Annotated in this window: 16 protein-coding genes; 13 read left to right on the top strand and 3 right to left on the bottom strand. The window is 64.9% G+C overall.

Annotated elements, in window-relative coordinates:
• The first annotated feature begins 8 nt into the window (after positions 1 to 8).
• Positions 9 to 1,205 carry a glycosyltransferase family protein gene (locus tag QTL98_RS20225; protein ID WP_445682630.1) on the top strand — a complete coding sequence of 399 codons (1,197 nt, stop codon included), beginning with the start codon at positions 9 to 11 and terminating at the stop codon, positions 1,203 to 1,205.
• A gap of 33 nt (positions 1,206 to 1,238) precedes the next feature.
• Here the strand turns inward: QTL98_RS20225 and QTL98_RS20220 are convergent, their stop codons facing one another.
• A complete protein-coding gene (locus QTL98_RS20220; RefSeq protein WP_445682629.1) occupies positions 1,239 to 1,727 on the bottom strand; it encodes a class I SAM-dependent methyltransferase in 489 nt (162 codons plus the stop codon).
• Between the two features lie 102 nt (positions 1,728 to 1,829).
• On the opposite strand from QTL98_RS20220, the gene QTL98_RS20215 reads away from it, so the two are divergent.
• The 11 genes from QTL98_RS20215 (at position 1,830) to QTL98_RS20165 (ending at position 14,212) form a co-directional block, all read left to right on the top strand.
• Positions 1,830 to 3,080 (top strand): glycosyltransferase, encoded by a 1,251-nt coding sequence (locus QTL98_RS20215; protein WP_445682628.1) that lies wholly within the window; start codon positions 1,830 to 1,832, stop codon positions 3,078 to 3,080.
• Entirely contained in the window at positions 3,077 to 4,240 is a 1,164-nt protein-coding gene (locus QTL98_RS20210) for a glycosyltransferase family 4 protein (RefSeq protein ID WP_445682627.1), read from the top strand. Before QTL98_RS20215 ends, QTL98_RS20210 begins: the two co-directional genes overlap by 4 nt.
• Positions 4,237 to 4,836 carry a histidine phosphatase family protein gene (locus QTL98_RS20205; RefSeq protein WP_445682626.1) on the top strand — a complete coding sequence of 200 codons (600 nt, stop codon included), beginning with the start codon at positions 4,237 to 4,239 and terminating at the stop codon, positions 4,834 to 4,836. The genes QTL98_RS20210 and QTL98_RS20205 overlap by 4 nt, the downstream gene beginning before the upstream one ends.
• On the top strand, positions 4,833 to 5,975 hold the full coding sequence (locus QTL98_RS20200; protein ID WP_445682625.1) for a glycosyltransferase family protein: 1,143 nt from the start codon (positions 4,833 to 4,835) through the stop codon (positions 5,973 to 5,975). Before QTL98_RS20205 ends, QTL98_RS20200 begins: the two co-directional genes overlap by 4 nt.
• A gap of 2 nt (positions 5,976 to 5,977) precedes the next feature.
• Positions 5,978 to 6,709: a polysaccharide deacetylase family protein gene (locus QTL98_RS20195; protein WP_445682624.1), complete on the top strand. Its 732-nt coding sequence runs from the start codon at positions 5,978 to 5,980 to the stop codon at positions 6,707 to 6,709.
• A gap of 114 nt (positions 6,710 to 6,823) precedes the next feature.
• Positions 6,824 to 8,752, top strand: coding sequence for an ABC transporter ATP-binding protein (locus QTL98_RS20190; RefSeq protein WP_445682623.1), 1,929 nt, complete (start codon positions 6,824 to 6,826; stop codon positions 8,750 to 8,752).
• The gene (locus QTL98_RS20185) at positions 8,749 to 10,677 is read left to right on the top strand and encodes an ABC transporter substrate-binding protein (RefSeq protein ID WP_445682622.1); all 1,929 of its coding nucleotides are present in this window, start codon (positions 8,749 to 8,751) and stop codon (positions 10,675 to 10,677) included. The genes QTL98_RS20190 and QTL98_RS20185 overlap by 4 nt, the downstream gene beginning before the upstream one ends.
• A 19-nt stretch (positions 10,678 to 10,696) precedes the next feature.
• A complete protein-coding gene (locus QTL98_RS20180) occupies positions 10,697 to 11,695 on the top strand; it encodes an ABC transporter permease (RefSeq protein ID WP_445682621.1) in 999 nt (332 codons plus the stop codon).
• Positions 11,692 to 12,894, top strand: a complete 1,203-nt coding sequence (locus QTL98_RS20175) for an ABC transporter permease (protein ID WP_445682620.1) — start codon at positions 11,692 to 11,694, stop codon at positions 12,892 to 12,894. The genes QTL98_RS20180 and QTL98_RS20175 overlap by 4 nt, the downstream gene beginning before the upstream one ends.
• A 41-nt stretch (positions 12,895 to 12,935) precedes the next feature.
• Positions 12,936 to 13,613, top strand: a complete 678-nt coding sequence (locus tag QTL98_RS20170; RefSeq protein WP_445682619.1) for a 2OG-Fe(II) oxygenase family protein — start codon at positions 12,936 to 12,938, stop codon at positions 13,611 to 13,613.
• Positions 13,614 to 13,711: 98 nt separating this feature from the next.
• Positions 13,712 to 14,212 (top strand): flagellar basal body-associated FliL family protein, encoded by a 501-nt coding sequence (locus QTL98_RS20165; protein WP_445682618.1) that lies wholly within the window; start codon positions 13,712 to 13,714, stop codon positions 14,210 to 14,212.
• On the opposite strand, the gene QTL98_RS20160 is transcribed toward QTL98_RS20165, so the two are convergent.
• Positions 14,190 to 15,179, bottom strand: coding sequence for a hypothetical protein (locus QTL98_RS20160; protein WP_445682617.1), 990 nt, complete (start codon positions 15,177 to 15,179; stop codon positions 14,190 to 14,192). The two genes, QTL98_RS20165 and QTL98_RS20160, sit on opposite strands and share 23 nt — an antisense overlap.
• 62 nt (positions 15,180 to 15,241) lie before the next feature.
• Complete coding sequence (locus QTL98_RS20155; protein ID WP_445682616.1) at positions 15,242 to 15,724, bottom strand: Hsp20 family protein; 483 nt, start codon at positions 15,722 to 15,724, stop codon at positions 15,242 to 15,244.
• Between the two features lie 151 nt (positions 15,725 to 15,875).
• On the opposite strand from QTL98_RS20155, the gene QTL98_RS20150 reads away from it, so the two are divergent.
• Entirely contained in the window at positions 15,876 to 17,294 is a 1,419-nt protein-coding gene (locus tag QTL98_RS20150) for an MATE family efflux transporter (protein ID WP_445682615.1), read from the top strand.
• Positions 17,295 to 17,478: the final 184 nt, after the last annotated feature.

Below are 17,478 nucleotides of genomic sequence, written 5' to 3'. Positions count from 1 at the left end.
AAGCAGCAATGCCGGCCGCACCGCGTAATCACCATCGCATCCTGATGTACAGCCACGACTCTTTCGGGCTGGGACATCTGCGACGTTGCCGCGAGATTGCCCACTCGCTGGTGGACACTCACCGCGACCTCTCGGTGCTGATCATCTCCGGCTCGCCGATCATCGGCAGCTATGATTTCAAGTCGCGCGTCGATTTCGTGCGTATTCCGGGCGTCATCAAGCTGCGCAATGGCGAGTACACCTCGCTCAAGCTGCATATCGACACCCGCGAGACGCTGCGCATGCGCCGCGAGATCATCCGCCACACGGCGCAGATCTTCGATCCCGACATGCTGATCGTGGACAAGGAGCCGCTCGGCCTGCGCGGGGAGATCAAATCCACCCTCTCCATGCTCAAGCGCCGGGGCTGCCGCCTCGTGCTCGGCATCCGCGACGTGATGGACGATCCGGACCTGCTGGAGCCGGAATGGGAGCGCAAGGAGGTCATGCCCGTCCTGCGCGACCTCTATGACGACATCTGGGTCTATGGCACCCGCAGCTTCTACGAGCCGCTGACAGGCCTCGATGTGCCGGAGGACGTGGTGCGCAAGATGCGCTACACCGGCTATCTGCGCCGCCAGCTGCCGGCCGTGATGTCGCCCACCACCATCCAGCGCCCGGATGAGCCCTATCTGCTGGTCACGCCCGGTGGCGGCGGCGACGGCATTGAGCTCATCGACTGGGTGATCAGCGCCTACGAGTTTGACCGCAGCGTCGATTTCCGCTCGCTTATCGTGCTCGGCCCCTTCATGCCGTCCCATGCGCAGGCCGATTTCATGGAGCGGGCCGCCCGTATTCCGGCGCTCGACATCATCACCTTCGACAGTTACCCCGAGGCGTTGATCGAGGGCTGCCGCGGCATGATCGCCATGGGCGGCTACAACACCTTCTGCGAGATCCTGTCCTTCGACAAACCGGCCGTCATCGTGCCCCGCACCACGCCGCGCAAGGAGCAGTATATCCGCGCCCGCCGCGCGCAGGAGCTGGGCATGCTGCGCATGCTGGAGGATGACGGGCTGCGCCATCCGCAAGCGATGGTCACCGCCCTCAAGACCCTGTTCCGCGAGGGCAAGCCGCCATCGGCCGCCGGTATCCCGGGCCTGCTGGCAGGCCTTGAGAACATCAACAATTTTGTCGGCAACTGCCTGATGGAGCACGCGGCCTGAAAAGGCCGCCTCTGCGCTTTCACGCCCCGATCCTCAATCCTTGCGCATGATATTGTAGCGGCCAGGTGCGACGCCCGGCGGCAGGGGCAGCGGTGTCCAGTTCGCCATGGCGAGATCCTGATCGCAAAGAATGATCCCGCCCTTGCGCATGGCGGCATCCACGAGCGGGGAAAGGCGCGCCGCGAGCGCCTTGTTGGCTGCCGCATCGCCCGAGCCGATATCGACATGCGCCAGCGCCGCTACCGGCCCGAGGCGGGCCGTGAGCTGCGGCAGCTGCACCTCCACCTCGCCTAGCAGCATGTGCTCGCTATCCGGAATGCAGGCGGGATGGGCGTTGATCTGGCGGTCGAAGACAAAAATCTCCCGCTCCGGCAGGCGGCCCCGCAAATGGTCGAAGGTGCGCCCGTTGCCAAGCCCGATCTCAAGCACCGGGCCGGGCATGTCCGCAATCGCCCCGGCTGCATAATCAAGGCAATCGCGCTGTGCCATCATCCGGCGGATAAAACTGTCGAGCCTGCTCATTGACGAGACCGGTCATTGTTGCTGTTGTCCGCCCCAACCAGACTCCAAAGCCCTGCCAGGCGCAAGCTGACAAAATTGACCGGGACAAGAGACCAGAGCCGCATGACGCCCGAGACCACCGTACCCACGCCGCAAGTGATCGGTGTTGTCCTCAAGGGTTATCCGCGCCTGTCGGAAACCTTTATTGCGCAAGAGCTTCTGGGTCTGCAGCAGGCCGGGATGGACCTGCGCTTCATCTCGCTGCGCCACCCGACGGACAAGAAACGCCACCCGATCCACGAGCAGATCACCGCCCCGGTCTCCTACCTGCCGGAATATCTCTATCAGGAGCCGCTGCGGGTGCTTGCCGGCTGGTGGCATGCTCGCCGGCTACCGGGATATCGCAGGGCGCTTTGCCAGTGGGTCAGGGATTTCTGGCGGGACCGCACCTCCAACCGGGGGCGCCGTTTTGGTCAGGCACTGGTGCTGGCAGCGGAGTTGCCACCGGAGGTAACGCGCCTTTACGCCCACTTCCTGCACACGCCGGCCTCGGTTGCCCGTTATGCGGCGATGATGCGCGGCCTGCCCTACAGCATCTCCGCCCACGCCAAGGACATCTGGACCATCCCGGAGTGGGAGAAGCGGGAAAAACTGGCCGACTGCAACTGGCTCGTTACCTGCACCGCCGCCAACGCCGACCATCTGCGCGGCCTTGCCAAGGATCCCGCCAAGGTTCACCTGCTCTATCATGGGCTCGATCTTGCCCGCTTTGCTGATCCCGGCCCGCGCCTTGCCGGCAGCGACGGGGCAGACGGACCGGTGCAACTGCTCTCTGTCGGCCGGGCGGTGGAAAAGAAGGGTTATGACATCCTGCTGGCTGCCCTCGCCCGGCTGCCGGCAGCGCTCGATTGGCACTTCACCCATATCGGCGGCGGCCCGCTGCTGCCGGGCCTCAAGGCCAAGGCTGAACAGCTCGGCATCGCTGCCCGTATCGACTGGCGCGGCTCGGACAGCCAGGACGCCGTACTGGCCGCGCTGCGCCGGGCCGACCTCTTCACGCTGGCCAGCCGCATCACCGGCAATGGTGACCGCGACGGCCTGCCCAATGTGCTGATGGAAGCCCAGAGCCAGCGGCTGCCCGTTGTATCAACCGCCGTCTCCGCCATTCCGGAATTTATAGTCGAGGGCGAGAGCGGGTTGCTGGTGCCATCGGAAGACCCGGCGGCTCTCGCTGCCGCTCTGGAGCGCCTGATCCGTGACCCGGCCTTGCGAGTTGCCTTTGGCGCCGCCGGCAACAAGCGCCTGCGGGAGCGCTTCAGCGCCGATGCCTGCCTCAAGCCCCTGCTCACTCTCTTCGGCAGACCGGTCCCATGAAGATCGCCTTCTATGCCCCGATGAAGCCGCCGGATCATCCGGTGCCCTCCGGCGACCGGCTGGTGGCGCGCCTGCTGATGCAGGCGCTGGAGATAGCGGGGCATGGGGTCACGCTCGCCTGCCGCTTTCGCAGCCACGACAAGGCCGGCGACGCCGCGCTTCAGGAACGCCGCCGCAAGGCCGGCCTCTGGCTTGCCGGCAAGCTCGCCGCGCGCCTGCGGGCCAATCCGCCCGACCTCTGGTTCACCTACCACCTCTATCACAAGGCCCCGGACTGGATCGGCCCTGCCGTCTGCCGGACGCTCGGCATTCCCTATGTCGTGGCGGAGGCGAGTTATGCCCCCAAGCAGTCCGGCGGGCGCTGGGACCTCGGCCATCGGGCCGCGGCAGACGCCATCCGCGCAGCCGATGCGCTGGTCGGCCTCAGCAGCGCCGATGCCGACTGCGTGCGCCCGCTGCTGGAGGCACCGGAGCGGCTTGTGGCCGTAAGGCCCTTTCTGGAGACAACACCCTTCCGGCAGGCCGCTGCCGACCGCCCCGGCCATCGTGAGGACTGGTCACGCCGCCTGTCCCTCGACACGAACAAGCCGTGGCTGCTGGCTGTCGGCATGTTCCGGGAAGGCGACAAGCTGGCCTCCTACCGGGTGCTGGGCGATGCCCTCTCCCGCCTTGCCGGGCATGACTGGCAATTGCTCGTCGCCGGGTATGGGCCGGCAGAAGCTGCCGTAAAGGCTGCTCTTTCTCCGGTTGCCGACCGTTGCCGCTGGGTCGGCCGGCTGGAGCGGGAGGAGCTTGCCGGCCTTTATGCCGCTGCCGACATCATGGTCTGGCCCGCCATCAATGAGGCTTACGGCATGGCCCTGCTTGAAGCGCAATCGGCGGGTTTGCCCGTCGTTGCCGGACGCATTCTGGGCGTGCCGGACATTGTGCGGGATGGCGAAACCGGCCTGCTCGCTGCCGGTGGAGATGCCGGTGATTTTGCCGCCCGGCTCGGCCCGTTGCTGGCCGATGGCGCGCGGCGCCGGGCGATGAGCGATAGAGCCTTGCAGTCAACGGCAGCACACCATGATATTGCCGGAGCCAGCCGGCTTCTGGACCGTATCGTGCGCACGGCGCGGGCGCCGGAGGAGGCAGGGAACAAAGGGGCGGCCCATCCATGATCGATCTGCTTTTCATCCGCCACGCCCCGACAGCCTGGAATGATGAGGGCCGCCTGCAAGGCCAGACCGATATTCCGCTCTCCGCCGCCGGCCGCGTCCAGGCCGGCCGCTGGCGGGCACCGCTGGAGTTCGGCGAGGCGACGTGGATCGCAAGCCCGCTGTCGCGCTGCATTGAAACGGCACGTCTGATGGGAGCGGAGCCCGATATCGAACCCGCCCTCACCGAAATGGACTGGGGCGACTGGGAAGGGCGCAAACTGCCCGATCTGCGCCAGGAACTCGGCGCGAGCCTCACCCGAAACGAAGACCGGGGTATCGATTTCCGGCCTGAGGGCGGTGAAAGCCCGCGCGAGGTGATGGCCCGCCTCAAGGAATGGCTGCAGACGCTGGACTATGAACCCTCGCCCTATGTCGCCGTGACCCACAAGGGCGTCATCCGCGCCGCCCTTGCCCTCGCCACCGACTGGCCGATGCTGGGCAAAGCTCCCAGCAAGGCCCCGCATGGCACCGGCCAATGGCTGCGCCTTGATGAGGACGGCACGCTTTCCGTCATTGAACTCGACATGCCGCTGACGGACGGCGGAGACGATCTGTGAGTAAAGCGCCCCGCCTGCTGCTTTATGTCCAGCACCTGCTGGGCATCGGCCACATCAAGCGCGCCGAAGCCCTGGCCGTCGCTTTTGCCGGTGACGGGTTCGAGGTCACCGTCCTTTTGGGCGGCGAACCCGTGCCGGGCGTTGCTTTTCCCGGCTGCACCACGGTGCAGCTGCCGCCCTGCCGCACCGCCGACGAAAATTTTTCCGCGCTGCTGGACGAAGCCGGCAACCCTGTCACCGACGCTTGGTGGGAAAAGCGCCGGGCGCAGTTACTGGACACCTTCGACGCGAGGCGCCCCGATGTCTTGCTGACGGAGATGTTTCCCTTCGGCCGCCGGCCGTTCCGCAAGGAATTGCTGCCGCTGCTGGAGCGCGCGAGGCAGGCCGAATGGCGCCCCCGCATTGTCTCTTCCGTGCGCGACCTGCTGGTGGCCAAGAACAAACCCGGCCGCGACGCGCAGATGGCCGAGATTGCCCGGCGTTATTATGACCTCGTGCTGGTGCATGGCGATGAAGCCGTGCTGCCTTTCAGCGCCTCCTTCAGCGAAGCCGCCAGCATTGCCGACCTCATCCGCCATACCGGTTATGTCGGCTCCTCCTCCACGCTCGCCGCTCCGCCCGGGGACGGGGAGGATGAGGTTATCGTCTCCATCGGCGGCGGCAGTGTCGGCGCGGATTTGATGGCGGTTGCGCTGGAAGCGGCGCGCCTTGTGGGCAGCGCCCGGCGCTGGCGCCTGCTGGCCGGGCCCAACCTTGCCGAAGCAACTTTCAGGCAATTGCAGGACGCAGCCCCGGCTCATGTTATTGTGGAGCGGGCACGACCCGACTTCCCGGCTCTGCTGGCGCGCGCGGCGCTCTCCATCAGCCAGGCCGGCTACAATACGGTGCTTGACCTCATGACCGCCGGTTGCCGCGCGCTGCTGGTGCCGTTCATGACGGCAGGGGAGAGCGAACAGATGCAGCGAGCCCGATTGCTGGCCGCACGCGACCTCGTGCGGGTGATTTCACCAGTAGGCCTGACCCCGTCCATGCTGGCGGAAGCCGTCACCGCTTCCCTCGCTGCCCCGCCGCCGCCGCGCCACACGCTGGCAACCGACGGTGCCCGGCGTTCCGCCGACCTTGTGCGCGGGATACTCTGATCATGGCCGAGTGGCATGCCCTGGCAGCGGAAATTGCGCTATGGCGCAAGGACGGGCTGCATCCGCTGGTCTGGCTGCGCGACGATGACGCCATCGACGTAACCCCGTCGCTGGAGCGCCTGCTTGCCCTGCCCGTGCCGAAGGCGCTGGCTGTCATCCCTCGTGATGCACGGCCGGAACTGAAGCATCGGCTGGAGCGCGAGCAGGATACCGCCGTGCTGATCCATGGCTGGTCGCATGAAAATCACGCCGGGCCGAAGCAGAAGAAAGCCGAGCTTGGCGACGGGTTGCCGCTGGAAGTTGCCCTCGGCGAACTTTCAACCGCGCGCCGCCGGCTGGAAGGCTGGTCGGGATTTTTGCCCGTTCTGGTCCCGCCCTGGAATCGTATCCGCGAAGAACTGGTGCGCGAGCTGCCCGGCACCGGCATCCGCGCGCTTTCCACCTACCGGGAGCGGCCGGCGCATCACGCGGCGCCCGGCGTGCTGCAGGTCAACACCCATGTCGACCCGATCGACTGGCACGGCACCCGCGGCTTTGTGGGCGACGCGATGACCCTTGGAGCCCTTCGCGAACACCTGCAACGCAAGCGCCTCGGTTTGGCCGACCCGCTGGAGCCGACCGGCATTCTCACCCACCATCTGGTGATGGATGCCCCCTCCTGGGACTTCCTGGAGCGGCTTACCCGTATGCCGGGCTTGCACTGGTGCCGGCCGCACGATGTCTTTGCTGCCTGAGCGCTTGCTCGCCGGTAACATTTCGTCCTTTATTATGCCGCAAGAATGAACAGCTTAGCCGCTCGGCCGTTAAAGCCCTGACGGCTGGCAAGAACAGGGCAATCAAGGGGAACTATGGCTGCGGCTGCCGCGATCACGCCGGCGCCTTCCAGCAGGGCAAACCTGCTGGAAGTACGCGATCTTCACGTGGGCTTCCGTGCGCCGGCGGGCTTCGTCGAAGCGGTGCGCGGCATCTCTTTCCGCATCCGGCCGGGCACCACCGTCGCTCTCGTGGGAGAGAGCGGCTCGGGTAAATCTGTCGTCAGCCAGGCCATCATGGGCATCCTGCCCAAGAACGGCATCGTCCGGCAGGGCGAAATCCTGCTGCGCGCGCCCGGCTCCGACGCACCCGTCGACATCGCAAAACTCTCCCGCTACAGCCCGGAGATGCTGGCGATCCGCGGCCGCAATATCGCGATGATCTTTCAGGAGCCGATGACGTCGCTGTCGCCGCTCCACACCATCGGCAACCAGATCGAGGAAGCCTACCGGCTGCATTTTCCGGGTTCGAAGGAAGAGGCGCGAGAAGCCGCACGCTTCATGCTGGAGCGGGTGGGTTTCCCCAATCCCTCCCGGGCGCTGGAGACCTACCCGTTCGAGCTTTCCGGTGGCCTGCGCCAGCGCGCCATGATCGCCATGGCGCTTATTTGCCGCCCGCAATTGCTGATCGCGGATGAACCGACCACGGCGCTGGATGTCACCATCCAGGCCCAGATCCTCAAACTCTGCAAGGACCTGCAGGCCGAGTTCGGCATGGCGATCCTGATGATCACCCACGATCTTGGTGTCGTTGCCAACATGGCGGACGAGGTGGTGGTGGCCTATCAGGGCCGGGTGATGGAAACGGCGCCGCTGCGGCAGATTTTTGCCGCGCCGAAACACCCTTATCTTCAAGGCCTCATCGCCGCCGTGCCGCATTTCGACATGCGCCGGGGTGAACGGCTCTGCTCCCTGCGTGAAGTAGAGACCGGAACGACCCATCTGCTGGGGCGCGAAGCGGTGGAGCGCAAGGCCGCCGCCCGGGCGGCAAAAGCCGAACAGCAGGCGCCAATCCTCAAGGTAGTCGGCATCAGCAAGAGTTACGGCATCAAGATCGCCGGAAAACCAGCGCCGCTTGCCGTCAATGACGTCTCCTTTACTGTGCGCCGGGGCGAATGCCTTGGCCTTGTGGGGGAGAGTGGCTGCGGCAAGACCACGCTCAGCAAGATCATTATGCGGGCGCTCGACGCCGATACCGGCGAGGTGCGCTACCATGACGGCACCGGCGAGCGGGATCTGCTGCAGGTCGAGGGCGAGGAGCTGCGCCGGCTCAGAAAACAAATCCAGTTCGTTTTCCAGGATCCGTTCAGCGCGCTCAACCCGCGCATGACGGTGCGCGAAATTCTGACCGAACCGCTGCTCATCCATCGCATCGGGACTGCTGCCGAGCAGGAAGAGCGCGTGGCAGAACTGATGCGCCTCGTCGGGCTCGACCCGCTTTTCCTCTCGCGTTATCCGCACAGTTTTTCCGGCGGGCAGCGCCAGCGTATTTCCATCGCCCGCGCGCTCGCGCTCAGCCCCGACCTGCTCATCCTCGACGAGCCAGTCTCGGCGCTCGATGTCTCGGTGCAGGCGCAGATCCTGAACCTGCTGAAGGACCTGCAGGAGCAGCTCGGCCTCACCTACATCTTCATCTCCCACAATCTTGCCGTCGTCGATTACATGGCCGACCGTATCGCCGTGATGTGCGCCGGGCGCCTCGTCGAATTCGCGCCGCATGACCAGCTGTTCCGCAATCCGGCCCACCCCTATACGCGTGCGCTCCTCAGCGCGGTGCCTTATCCCGATCCGGATCGTCCGCTCGATTTTTCGGCGCTGATGGAAGGCAAGGCCTCCTATCCCGCTGCCTGGCCGGAACCCTTCACCATCACCGGCAACGAGATGCTGCCCTGGATCGAGCTGGGCGAAGGCCATCTGGTGCGGGCGCGCGCCGACAGTCTGCCCGCGCAGGCAGGGCAGGCATGATGCTTTTCCGTCTCCCGATGATATCCGGCGCGCTGCGCGCTCTTTCAGCAGGGGCCCTGCTGCTCTGCGTCGCGCTGCCCGCGGCTGCCGGGGAGATGCAGGAGACGCCCTCTCTGGCCCTCGAAGTTACCGCCGGCAAATTGCCGCCCGTTGCCGAGCGTATTCCGGGCGATCCGCTGATAACCGATGTCGATGCCCTCAAGGGCCGCCATACCGGCAAACCCGGTGGCACGCTGCGCATGCTGATGGCCCGCAGCCGCGACACAAGGCAGATGAATGTCTACGGCTATGCCCGGCTGGTGGGATATGACGAACACCTGAATCTGGTGCCGGACATCCTGAAATCCGTCGATGTCGACGGTGAGCGGGTCTTTACCCTGCATTTGCGCGCCGGGCATCGCTGGTCGGACGGCGCCCCTTTCACGGCAGAGGACTTTCGCTGGTACTGGGAAGATTATGTCGGCAACAAGGACCTCTCCCCCTATGGGCCGCCCCGCGACCTCATGGTGGATGGCGAAGGGCCGACCTTCGAAGTGCTGGACGATCTGACCGTCCGCTACAGCTGGAAGAAGCCAAACCCCTTCTTCCTGCCGGCCCTTGCCGGCCCCGCACCGCTCTACATCTATCAGCCGGCCCATTATCTGCGGCACTTCCACGCCGCCTATACCGATCCGTCGCAGCTTGCCGCGATGGCCTCGGCCGCCGGCAAACGCAACTGGGCGCAGCTCTATAATTCCATCGACAAGGCGGAATATCAGGACAATCCCGACCTGCCGACCCTCCAGCCCTGGATCCTGCGCACCCGCGGCACCTCGGACCGGTTCCTCTTCACCCGCAATCCCTATTTCCACCGCATCGACACGGCCGGCCATCAGCTGCCCTATATCGACAAGGTCGTCTTCACCGTCTCCGGCCCGTCGCTGATCGCCGCCCGCACGGCAACCGGCGAGGCCGATCTGCAGGGCCGTTATCTGAGCTTCGGCGACTACACCTTCCTCAAGCAGAAGGAAAAATCGAGCGGCTATGATGTGCGCCTGTGGCGCGACGGCCGTTCGGCCGAGCTTGCTCTCCTGCCGAACCTCAACACCGCCTATCCGGAGTGGGAGGAGTTGTTCCGCGACGTGCGCTTCCGCCGGGCGCTGTCGATGGGCATCGACCGTGAAGAGATCAATCAGGTGATCTATTTCGGCCTCGGCATCCCGTCCGCCGACGCCGTACTGCCGGAAAGCCCGCTCTTCGACGAAAAGGATCAGCAGGCCTGGACCCAATTCGATCCCGATGCCGCCAATGCGCTGCTGGATGAAATGGGCCTCACCAAACGCGACGGGGACGGCATCCGCCTGCTTTCTACTGGCGAGCCGATGCAGATCGTTGTCGACACCGCCGGCGAGGCGCAGGACCAGACGGACGCGCTGGAGCTGATTGCGCATGACTGGCTGCAGCTTGGCATCAAGCTCTTCATCAAGCCGAGCCAGCGCGAAATCTTCAATGGCCGCATCGAATCCGGCGAAGCCATCATGTCGATCTGGTCCGGCCACGAAAACGGCGTTCCCTCGGTCGGCAATCCGCCGTGGGAGTTCGCCCCCACCACGGCCGACCAGTATCAATGGCCGCAATGGGGCCAGTACTTTGCCACGCGCGGTGTTGCCGGCTTCCCGCCCGATCTGCCGGAAGCACAGAAACTGCTCGATCTCTATCAGCAATGGATCGGTACCGCCGATCATGACCAGCGCCGGCAGCTGTGGAGCCAGATGATCTCGCTCTATACCGATCAGGTCTTCACCATCGGCCTCATCTCCGGCGCCCCGCAGCCGATCGTCGTTTCCCGCAAGCTGCGCAACGTGCCGGAGGAAGCCCTGTGGAACTGGGATCCGGGGGCCCATTTCGGCATCCACCGGCTCGATCTCGTCTGGTTCGCACAATGAGAGCGGAAGAAGCCCCATCATGCTGAGCTATATCTTCCGCCGCCTGCTGCTGATGATCCCGACGCTGCTGTGCATCAGCGCCGTCGTCTTCATCATCATCCAGCTGCCGCCCGGCGACTATCTGGAGACCTACATCTCCGAACTGCGCGCCTCCGGCGAGCAGGTGAGCCTTGAGCGTGTCGCCTTCATGCGGGAGGAGTACGGCCTCGACCAGCCGGTGCTCAGCCAGTATTTCTTCTGGCTTTCCGGCATCCTGCACGGCGATTTCGGTTATTCCTTCGAATATAACCAGCCGGTTCTCGATGTGATCGGGGAGCGGTTGCCGCTCAACGTGCTGCTTAACCTCACCACGCTGTGCTTCATCTATATCGTCTCCTTCCCTATCGCCTTCTATTCGGCGATCAACCAGTACAGCATCGGTGACTACACTTTCTCGCTGCTGGGTTTCCTCGGCCTTGCCACGCCGAACTTCCTGCTGGCGCTGGTGCTATTGTGGCTTGCCAATGCCTGGCTCGGGGTCTCCGTCGGCGGGTTAATGGCGCCTGAATATATCGATGCGCCCTGGAGCTGGGCGAAGATGGGCTCGGTGCTCACCCATCTCGGAGTGCCGGTGCTTGTCATCGGCACTTCAGGCACGGCCTCGATGATCCGGCGCTTGCGCGCCAATTTGCTGGACGAGTTGCAAAAGCAGTACGTCGTCACCGGTCTTGCCAAGGGCCTGCCGCGCTGGCGCCTGCTGCTCAAATATCCGGTGCGTATGTCGCTGAACCCCTTCATCGCCGATATCGGCACCATCCTGCCGTCCGTCGTCTCCGGCTCCTCGCTCGTGGCCGTCGTCATGTCATTGCAAACGCTGGGGCCGCTGCTGGTGCGGGCGCTGCAAAGCCAGGATATGTATCTCGCCGGCACCATCGTGATGCTGGAGGCGTTCCTCGTTGTGCTCGGCGTATTGGTCTCCGACCTCATGCTGGCCTGGCTTGATCCGCGCATCCGCCTGCAAGGGGGGCTTCGCCGATGAACGGGGCACCGATGACGCAAGGCAGCCAGCCGCCGCTTCCCGCCGGCGACGAGGATCTGGGACACTGGGTGAGCAACGAGCCGTTCGATGCCACCTATCAGCCCGCCCTCTCCCCCGCCCAGCAGCGCTACTATTCAGCGCCGCAATGGAAACTCATCTGGTGGAAATTCCGCCGCCACCGGCTTGCCGTGGTTTCAGCCGGGCTGCTGGCGGTGCTCTATTTCATCGTCATTTTTGCCGAGATGCTGGCGCCCTACGCGCCGGACAGCCGCAACAGCCAGTACATCTACGCCCCGCCCCAGCGCATCCACCTCTTCCATGAGGGTGAGTTTCTCGGCCCCTTCGTCTATGGCGACCACCGCAAGCTCGACATGGAAGTGCTGCGGCGCATCTATACCGAGAACACTGCCAAACCCCATCCGGTGCGCTTCTTCTGCCAGGGCGACAAATATCGCTTCTGGGGCATGGTCGAGGCCCGTTTCCACGTCATCTGCCCCGCCAAGGATGGTGTGTTCTACCCGCTCGGCACCGACCGGCTGGGCCGTGACCAGTTAAGCCGCATCCTCTATGGCGCCCGCGTTTCGCTCACGGTCGGGCTCGTCGGCATCGTGCTCAGCATGACGCTCGGCATCCTGATCGGCGGCGCTGCGGGTTATTATGGCGGCTGGGCCGATCTTATCACCCAGCGCATCATCGAGTTGCTGCGGTCCTTCCCCGAATTGCCGCTGTGGATGGCGCTTTCGGCGGCCCTGCCGGCGACATGGAGCCCGGTCACCACCTTCTTCGGCATCACCATCATCTTTGCGCTGCTGGACTGGACGGGCCTTGCGCGCGCCGTACGCTCCAAGCTGCTGTCACTGCGCGAGGAGGACTTCGCCATGGCGGCAAGCCTGATGGGCGGGCGCCCGCACCGCATCATCTACCGCCATCTGGTGCCGAATTTCATGAGCCACCTCATCGCCTCGGCAACGCTCTCGATCCCCTCGATGATCCTGGGTGAAACGGCGCTCAGTTTCCTCGGCCTTGGCCTGCGTCCGCCGGCAGTCAGCTGGGGTGTGCTGCTGGTAGAAGCCCAGAATCTCAACGTCGTAGCGCTCTACCCCTGGCTCATGTTACCTGTGGTTCCTGTGGTGCTGGCCGTCCTCGCCTTCAACTTCCTGGGTGACGGCCTGCGCGACGCGGCCGATCCTTACCATTGAGGGAAGCCGCAGGGAGCCTCGCGCTTTCCGGCGGCTGAGAGATGATGAAAGCCCAGCTGGTCCACGAAAGTGGCGTTGCCGTCTTCGACAATGCCTTGCCCGACGATTTCTGCGATCGCGCCGTCGCGCTGCATTCCGGCAGCCCGCACGTGATCGACAGCATGAGCGCGAGCGGCGACAAGACGCACCGCAGCGGCCAGACGCTGCACCTCATCCAGGAAGAGCACGGGCCATTCGTGAACGAGCTGTTCGGGCTGATGCGCGCGGCCATCAGTTCCTATGGCGAGATGGTTCCCGGCTTCGGCTCTTTCTCGGCCTCGTTCGGCGCCAAGAACCTGCTTTATTTCTCCGCCCCGCGTATCGAGAAGATCAATCCCGGCCAGGGCTTCAACTGGCATGTCGACAGCGATCCCTTCACCATGGAGCGCTGCCTTGCCATCGTCGCCTACATGAACGACGTGGAAGAAGGTGGCGAGACCGAGTTCAAGCATATTCCGGTCAAGGCCGCGCCGCGCAAGGGGCGCATCGTGCTGTTCCCGCCCTACTGGACCCATGTGCATCGCGGCGCCACGCCGGTGAGCGGGGCGAAATATACGATTGCCGCGTTCCTGTGCCAGCGCCGCCAGGATACGGTGGAAAAGCAGCTCACCATGCCGCCGCGGCCAACCGTGGCCCCCGGCCCGCGAAAGCTCGATCTTGGCCAGATCATGAAGCGCTGACCTAAGGCCAGCCAGCTAAAACCCAGCAGGAGAAACGGCGCTTCATGTCCGACGAGGAGCAAAACGCAGCACGGCCCGCCCCCCGAAAAAAGGGACGGATGCGGATGCTCGTTATGTTGCTGGTCCTGCTCTTGCTGGGTGGCGGTGGCGGCGCTGCCGCCTATTTCCTGCTGCTGAAGAGCCACGCCCCGGAAGAAGGGACAGCAGAAGGCGAAGCCGCGGCGCACAAGATCGCCATTGTGCCGGAACCGGAAGAACCCCTGCCGGCCGCGCTTTACGCCAATGTTCCGGACGTGCTGGCCAACCTGCAATCGGACGACAAGCGCCCCGCCTTCGTGCGTCTTGGCCTGGCCATCGCCTTTACCGATCCCGGCCTCAAGGGCGAGGCGGAACACAAGGCTTTCGAGGAAAAGATCAGCGAAGAAATGCCGCGCGTGGTCAATATTCTCCAGGCCTATCTGCGCAGCCTGTCGGTCGACGATTTCCAGGGCAGTGCCGCCACCTATTCCCTGCACAAGCAGCTGTTGCTGCGGGTCAAGACGGTGCTGCCGGAAGAGCCGGTTCAGGATGTGCTGATCAGGGGTGTTCTGCTGCAGTAGCCCTGAGAGCGCGTTGCCAGCTCTCGTTGGCGGCAAGGCAGCGATACCAGACCTCACGCCCTGCCGCTGCGCCATATCGTGACGGTGCGACCAGCGCCAGTTCCTGGCGGGCCCGGCGGCACTGGGAAAGTGCGGATTCCGCAGGGCCCAGCAGCTCAAAGCCCTTGCCTTGCTGCCCGCGCGCCCATTCGCGGCCCGCAGCCAACCGGCTCTCGGTCTCCTGCAGGGCCTTGATGACGGCCGTGCGATTGTCGAAATCCGGATCGGCCGGACGATCAGGATCCTTGCCCTTTGCAGCGTCCGCCCCGGAGGTTGCCGCAGCCTGCCCGGAAAGGCCCGGCACCTTCGGGAGCAGCGGGGCAAGCAAGGCTTGAAGCCCGCCATCCTTCTCCTGCCCTTCGGCAGCCGTGCCGGCATTCTGGCTCTTGAGCAAATCGCCCAGAAGGTCAGACAACTCGCTCTTCGGCGGCTCCCCCGCAGGGGTCATGGGCAGCGCGCTGTCGGGTTTTTCTTCGAGCCCTTTTGGCGGCTCCTTCGTCGCCTCGTCGCCGGCAAGGCGGGCCGTGGAACGCGGCCCCCAGATCTGTTTGAGCGAGGCAACCCGGCTGTCGGCTTCACGCTTCACGCATTCGGCCTGCAGGACCAGCGACAACTCGGCAAGCGAGGGCAGTTTTTCCGAACGCTCATAGGCCGGGCCGGTACATTCCCGGTTCATGCGCCCGATCCAGTTGGCCTGGTCGATTTGAAGCCTGCGCCTGTCAGCCGGCAGCATGCCGCGCAGGAGCGCGATATAGGTCAGCGCCACAGCACGGTAGGCATCGCGCGACGGCTGGCCATAACAAATGGCCGGATCAACCGCATCGACAGGATGCGCGCAATCCGGAAAGAGCCGGTGAACTTCAGTTGGTGCGGGCGGCTCATCCGCCTGTGCCGCGGCCGTCAGGAGAGCGGTGATGCAGAAAAACAAAAGCCGGTGCCGGCCTTTCGGCCGGCACCGGTTGGTCATTGAGCCGTTATGAAATGACCCGTTCAAGCTGCTGCTTTGGCCGCGTCCTGCGCCGCCGGCAACACCCTGCTCCCGCTCTCACCGCGCTGGATGGCGATATTGCGGGGCTTCAGCCGTTCCGGCACTTCGCGCACCAGGTCGATGCTGAGCAGGCCGTTTTCGAGCCGCGCGCCATCCACGCGGATATAATCCGCCAGCTGGAAGTGGCGCTCGAAGGCACGGGCAGCGATGCCGCGATGCAGGTACTGCTTCTCGCCGGGGTTATTGTCGGCCGACTTGCCCCTGACGATCACGCCGTTTTCGGAGGCGGTGATCTCGATGTCAGCCTCGGTGAAGCCCGCCACCGCCATCACGATGCGGTAGTTGTCTTCGCCAAGCTTCTCGATGTTGTAGGGCGGATAGGACGGTGCCGGATCCTCGGCACGGAAGGCCGCATCCATGAGACGCGACACGCGGTCGAAACCGACGGAAGAACGAAGCAGTGGGGAAAGATCGAAACTAGCCATGGATATCCTCCATAATGAGCAATATCACCTACGGCGAGCCTGGCCTTTGCGCTTGGGGCCGTCCTGAGACGCACCCCCGGCATGGCCCGGGGCCCGCCACCACTTCCCGAGCCCGCTCTGCGGCGCCCGGTATCCCTGAGTTAGGTACCCCATGAGTTCACTTCAAGAGCCTGAAGCGACAATCCGCAATAACAACGCTTCGGCTCCCCCACCTCCCCTGCCGGAGGATGGCGGCACCCTTGGCTGGCACCTGCGCCGCACCACGACACTGGCCGTACCGGTCATCCTTGCGCGCGCCGGCAATACCACGCTCATGACCATCAGCGTGGCGATGATCGGCCATCTGGGCTCCGGGCTGATGCTGGCCGAATTCGGCCTTGGCGTGTCGCTCTATGCGCCAGCGATGCTGATGGGCATGGCCCTGCTGATGGGCATGGTTGTGCTGACCTCGCAGGCCGATGGTGCCGGCCGGCCGGAGGAATGCGGCCTTATCTTCTGGGTCACCCTCGCCCACGCCGTCGTCATCGGCTGCCTGTGCATTGCCCTCAGCCATTTTGCCGGACCAGCCCTTGCCGCCATGCGGCAGGACCCCGAAATCATCCCCGGCGCGGTGGCCGTGCTGCGGGCCTTCAGCTATGGCATGCCCGCCCTGCTGATGGGCACCGTCGTCAGCTTCTTTCTGGAATCGCTCGGCCGGCCGATGCCCGGCATGATCGCCATGGTGCTGGCCAATATCGTCAACTTCGCCTTCAGCCTGCTGCTGATCGACGGGCGCCTCGGCTTTCCCGCCCTTGGCGCGCCGGGTGCGGCCTGGGCGACCACCATCGTGCGCTGGTTCCTGTTTTTCGGGCTGCTCGCCTATCTGCTGCTGACCCCGGCAAGCCGCAAGCTGCGGCTTTTCAGCCCGCATGGCGACGGCTGGAACATCGGGCGCAAGCTGCGCGCGCTGGGATATCCCATGGCGCTGTCGCAGGGCATGGAAAGCTCTGCCTTTACCGCAGCCTCGCTGATGTGCGGCGCTCTGGGTGCTGCGCAGCTTGCTGCCTATCAAGTGGCGATGAATGCCGTCACCATCGGCTTCATGATGGCGATGGGCCTTTCAGCCGCCGTCAGCATCCGCGTCGGCAACGCCATCGGCCGGCGCGACAAACGCGGGCGCAACCTTGCCGGCTGGGTGGCGACCCTGATGGCCATCATCGCCATGGGCCTTTATGGCGCCATGCTCGGCATCTTCCACGACGCCGTCGCGGGTTTCTACACTGTCGACATCGATGTGCTGCCTATTGCGGCTCTCGGCCTCGTCATGATCGCCCCGTTCACCAGCTTTGACGGCATGCAAACGGTGCTGGCAGCGGCCATCCGTGCTTGCGGCGATGTCTGGCGGCCCGTGCTGCTCCAGTTCGCCGCCTTCTGGATCTTCGGCATTCCGGTCGCCGTTCTGTTCGCCTTCAATCTCGAAATGGGCGCTCCGGGCGTGCTGATCGGCCTGTTCGCCGCAACCGTGGTTGCTGCGGGCCTGATGGGCTACCGGTTCCGACAGCTCGGCCAGCTGGAAATCGAGCGGTTCTGATGCGGTTGCGGGCGGCCAGAGCAGCGATCCTTGCGCTGGCCCTCTGCGCCTGTGCGACCTCCCCGCCGCCGCAAAGGGCCTTTGAGCCTCCAAGACCTGCGCCGCCCGGCGCCAGGCTCACCTTCTCCGGGACGGGCCTAACGCCGGGCACCGGCTCCTGCGAACGTAGCGAGGAGATGGCGGG

Origin of the sequence: Radicibacter daui, assembly GCA_030657355.1 — a bacterium.
Lineage (GTDB): Bacteria > Pseudomonadota > Alphaproteobacteria > Radicibacterales > Radicibacteraceae > Radicibacter > Radicibacter daui.
This window is presented reverse-complemented; position numbering and strand designations above follow the sequence as displayed.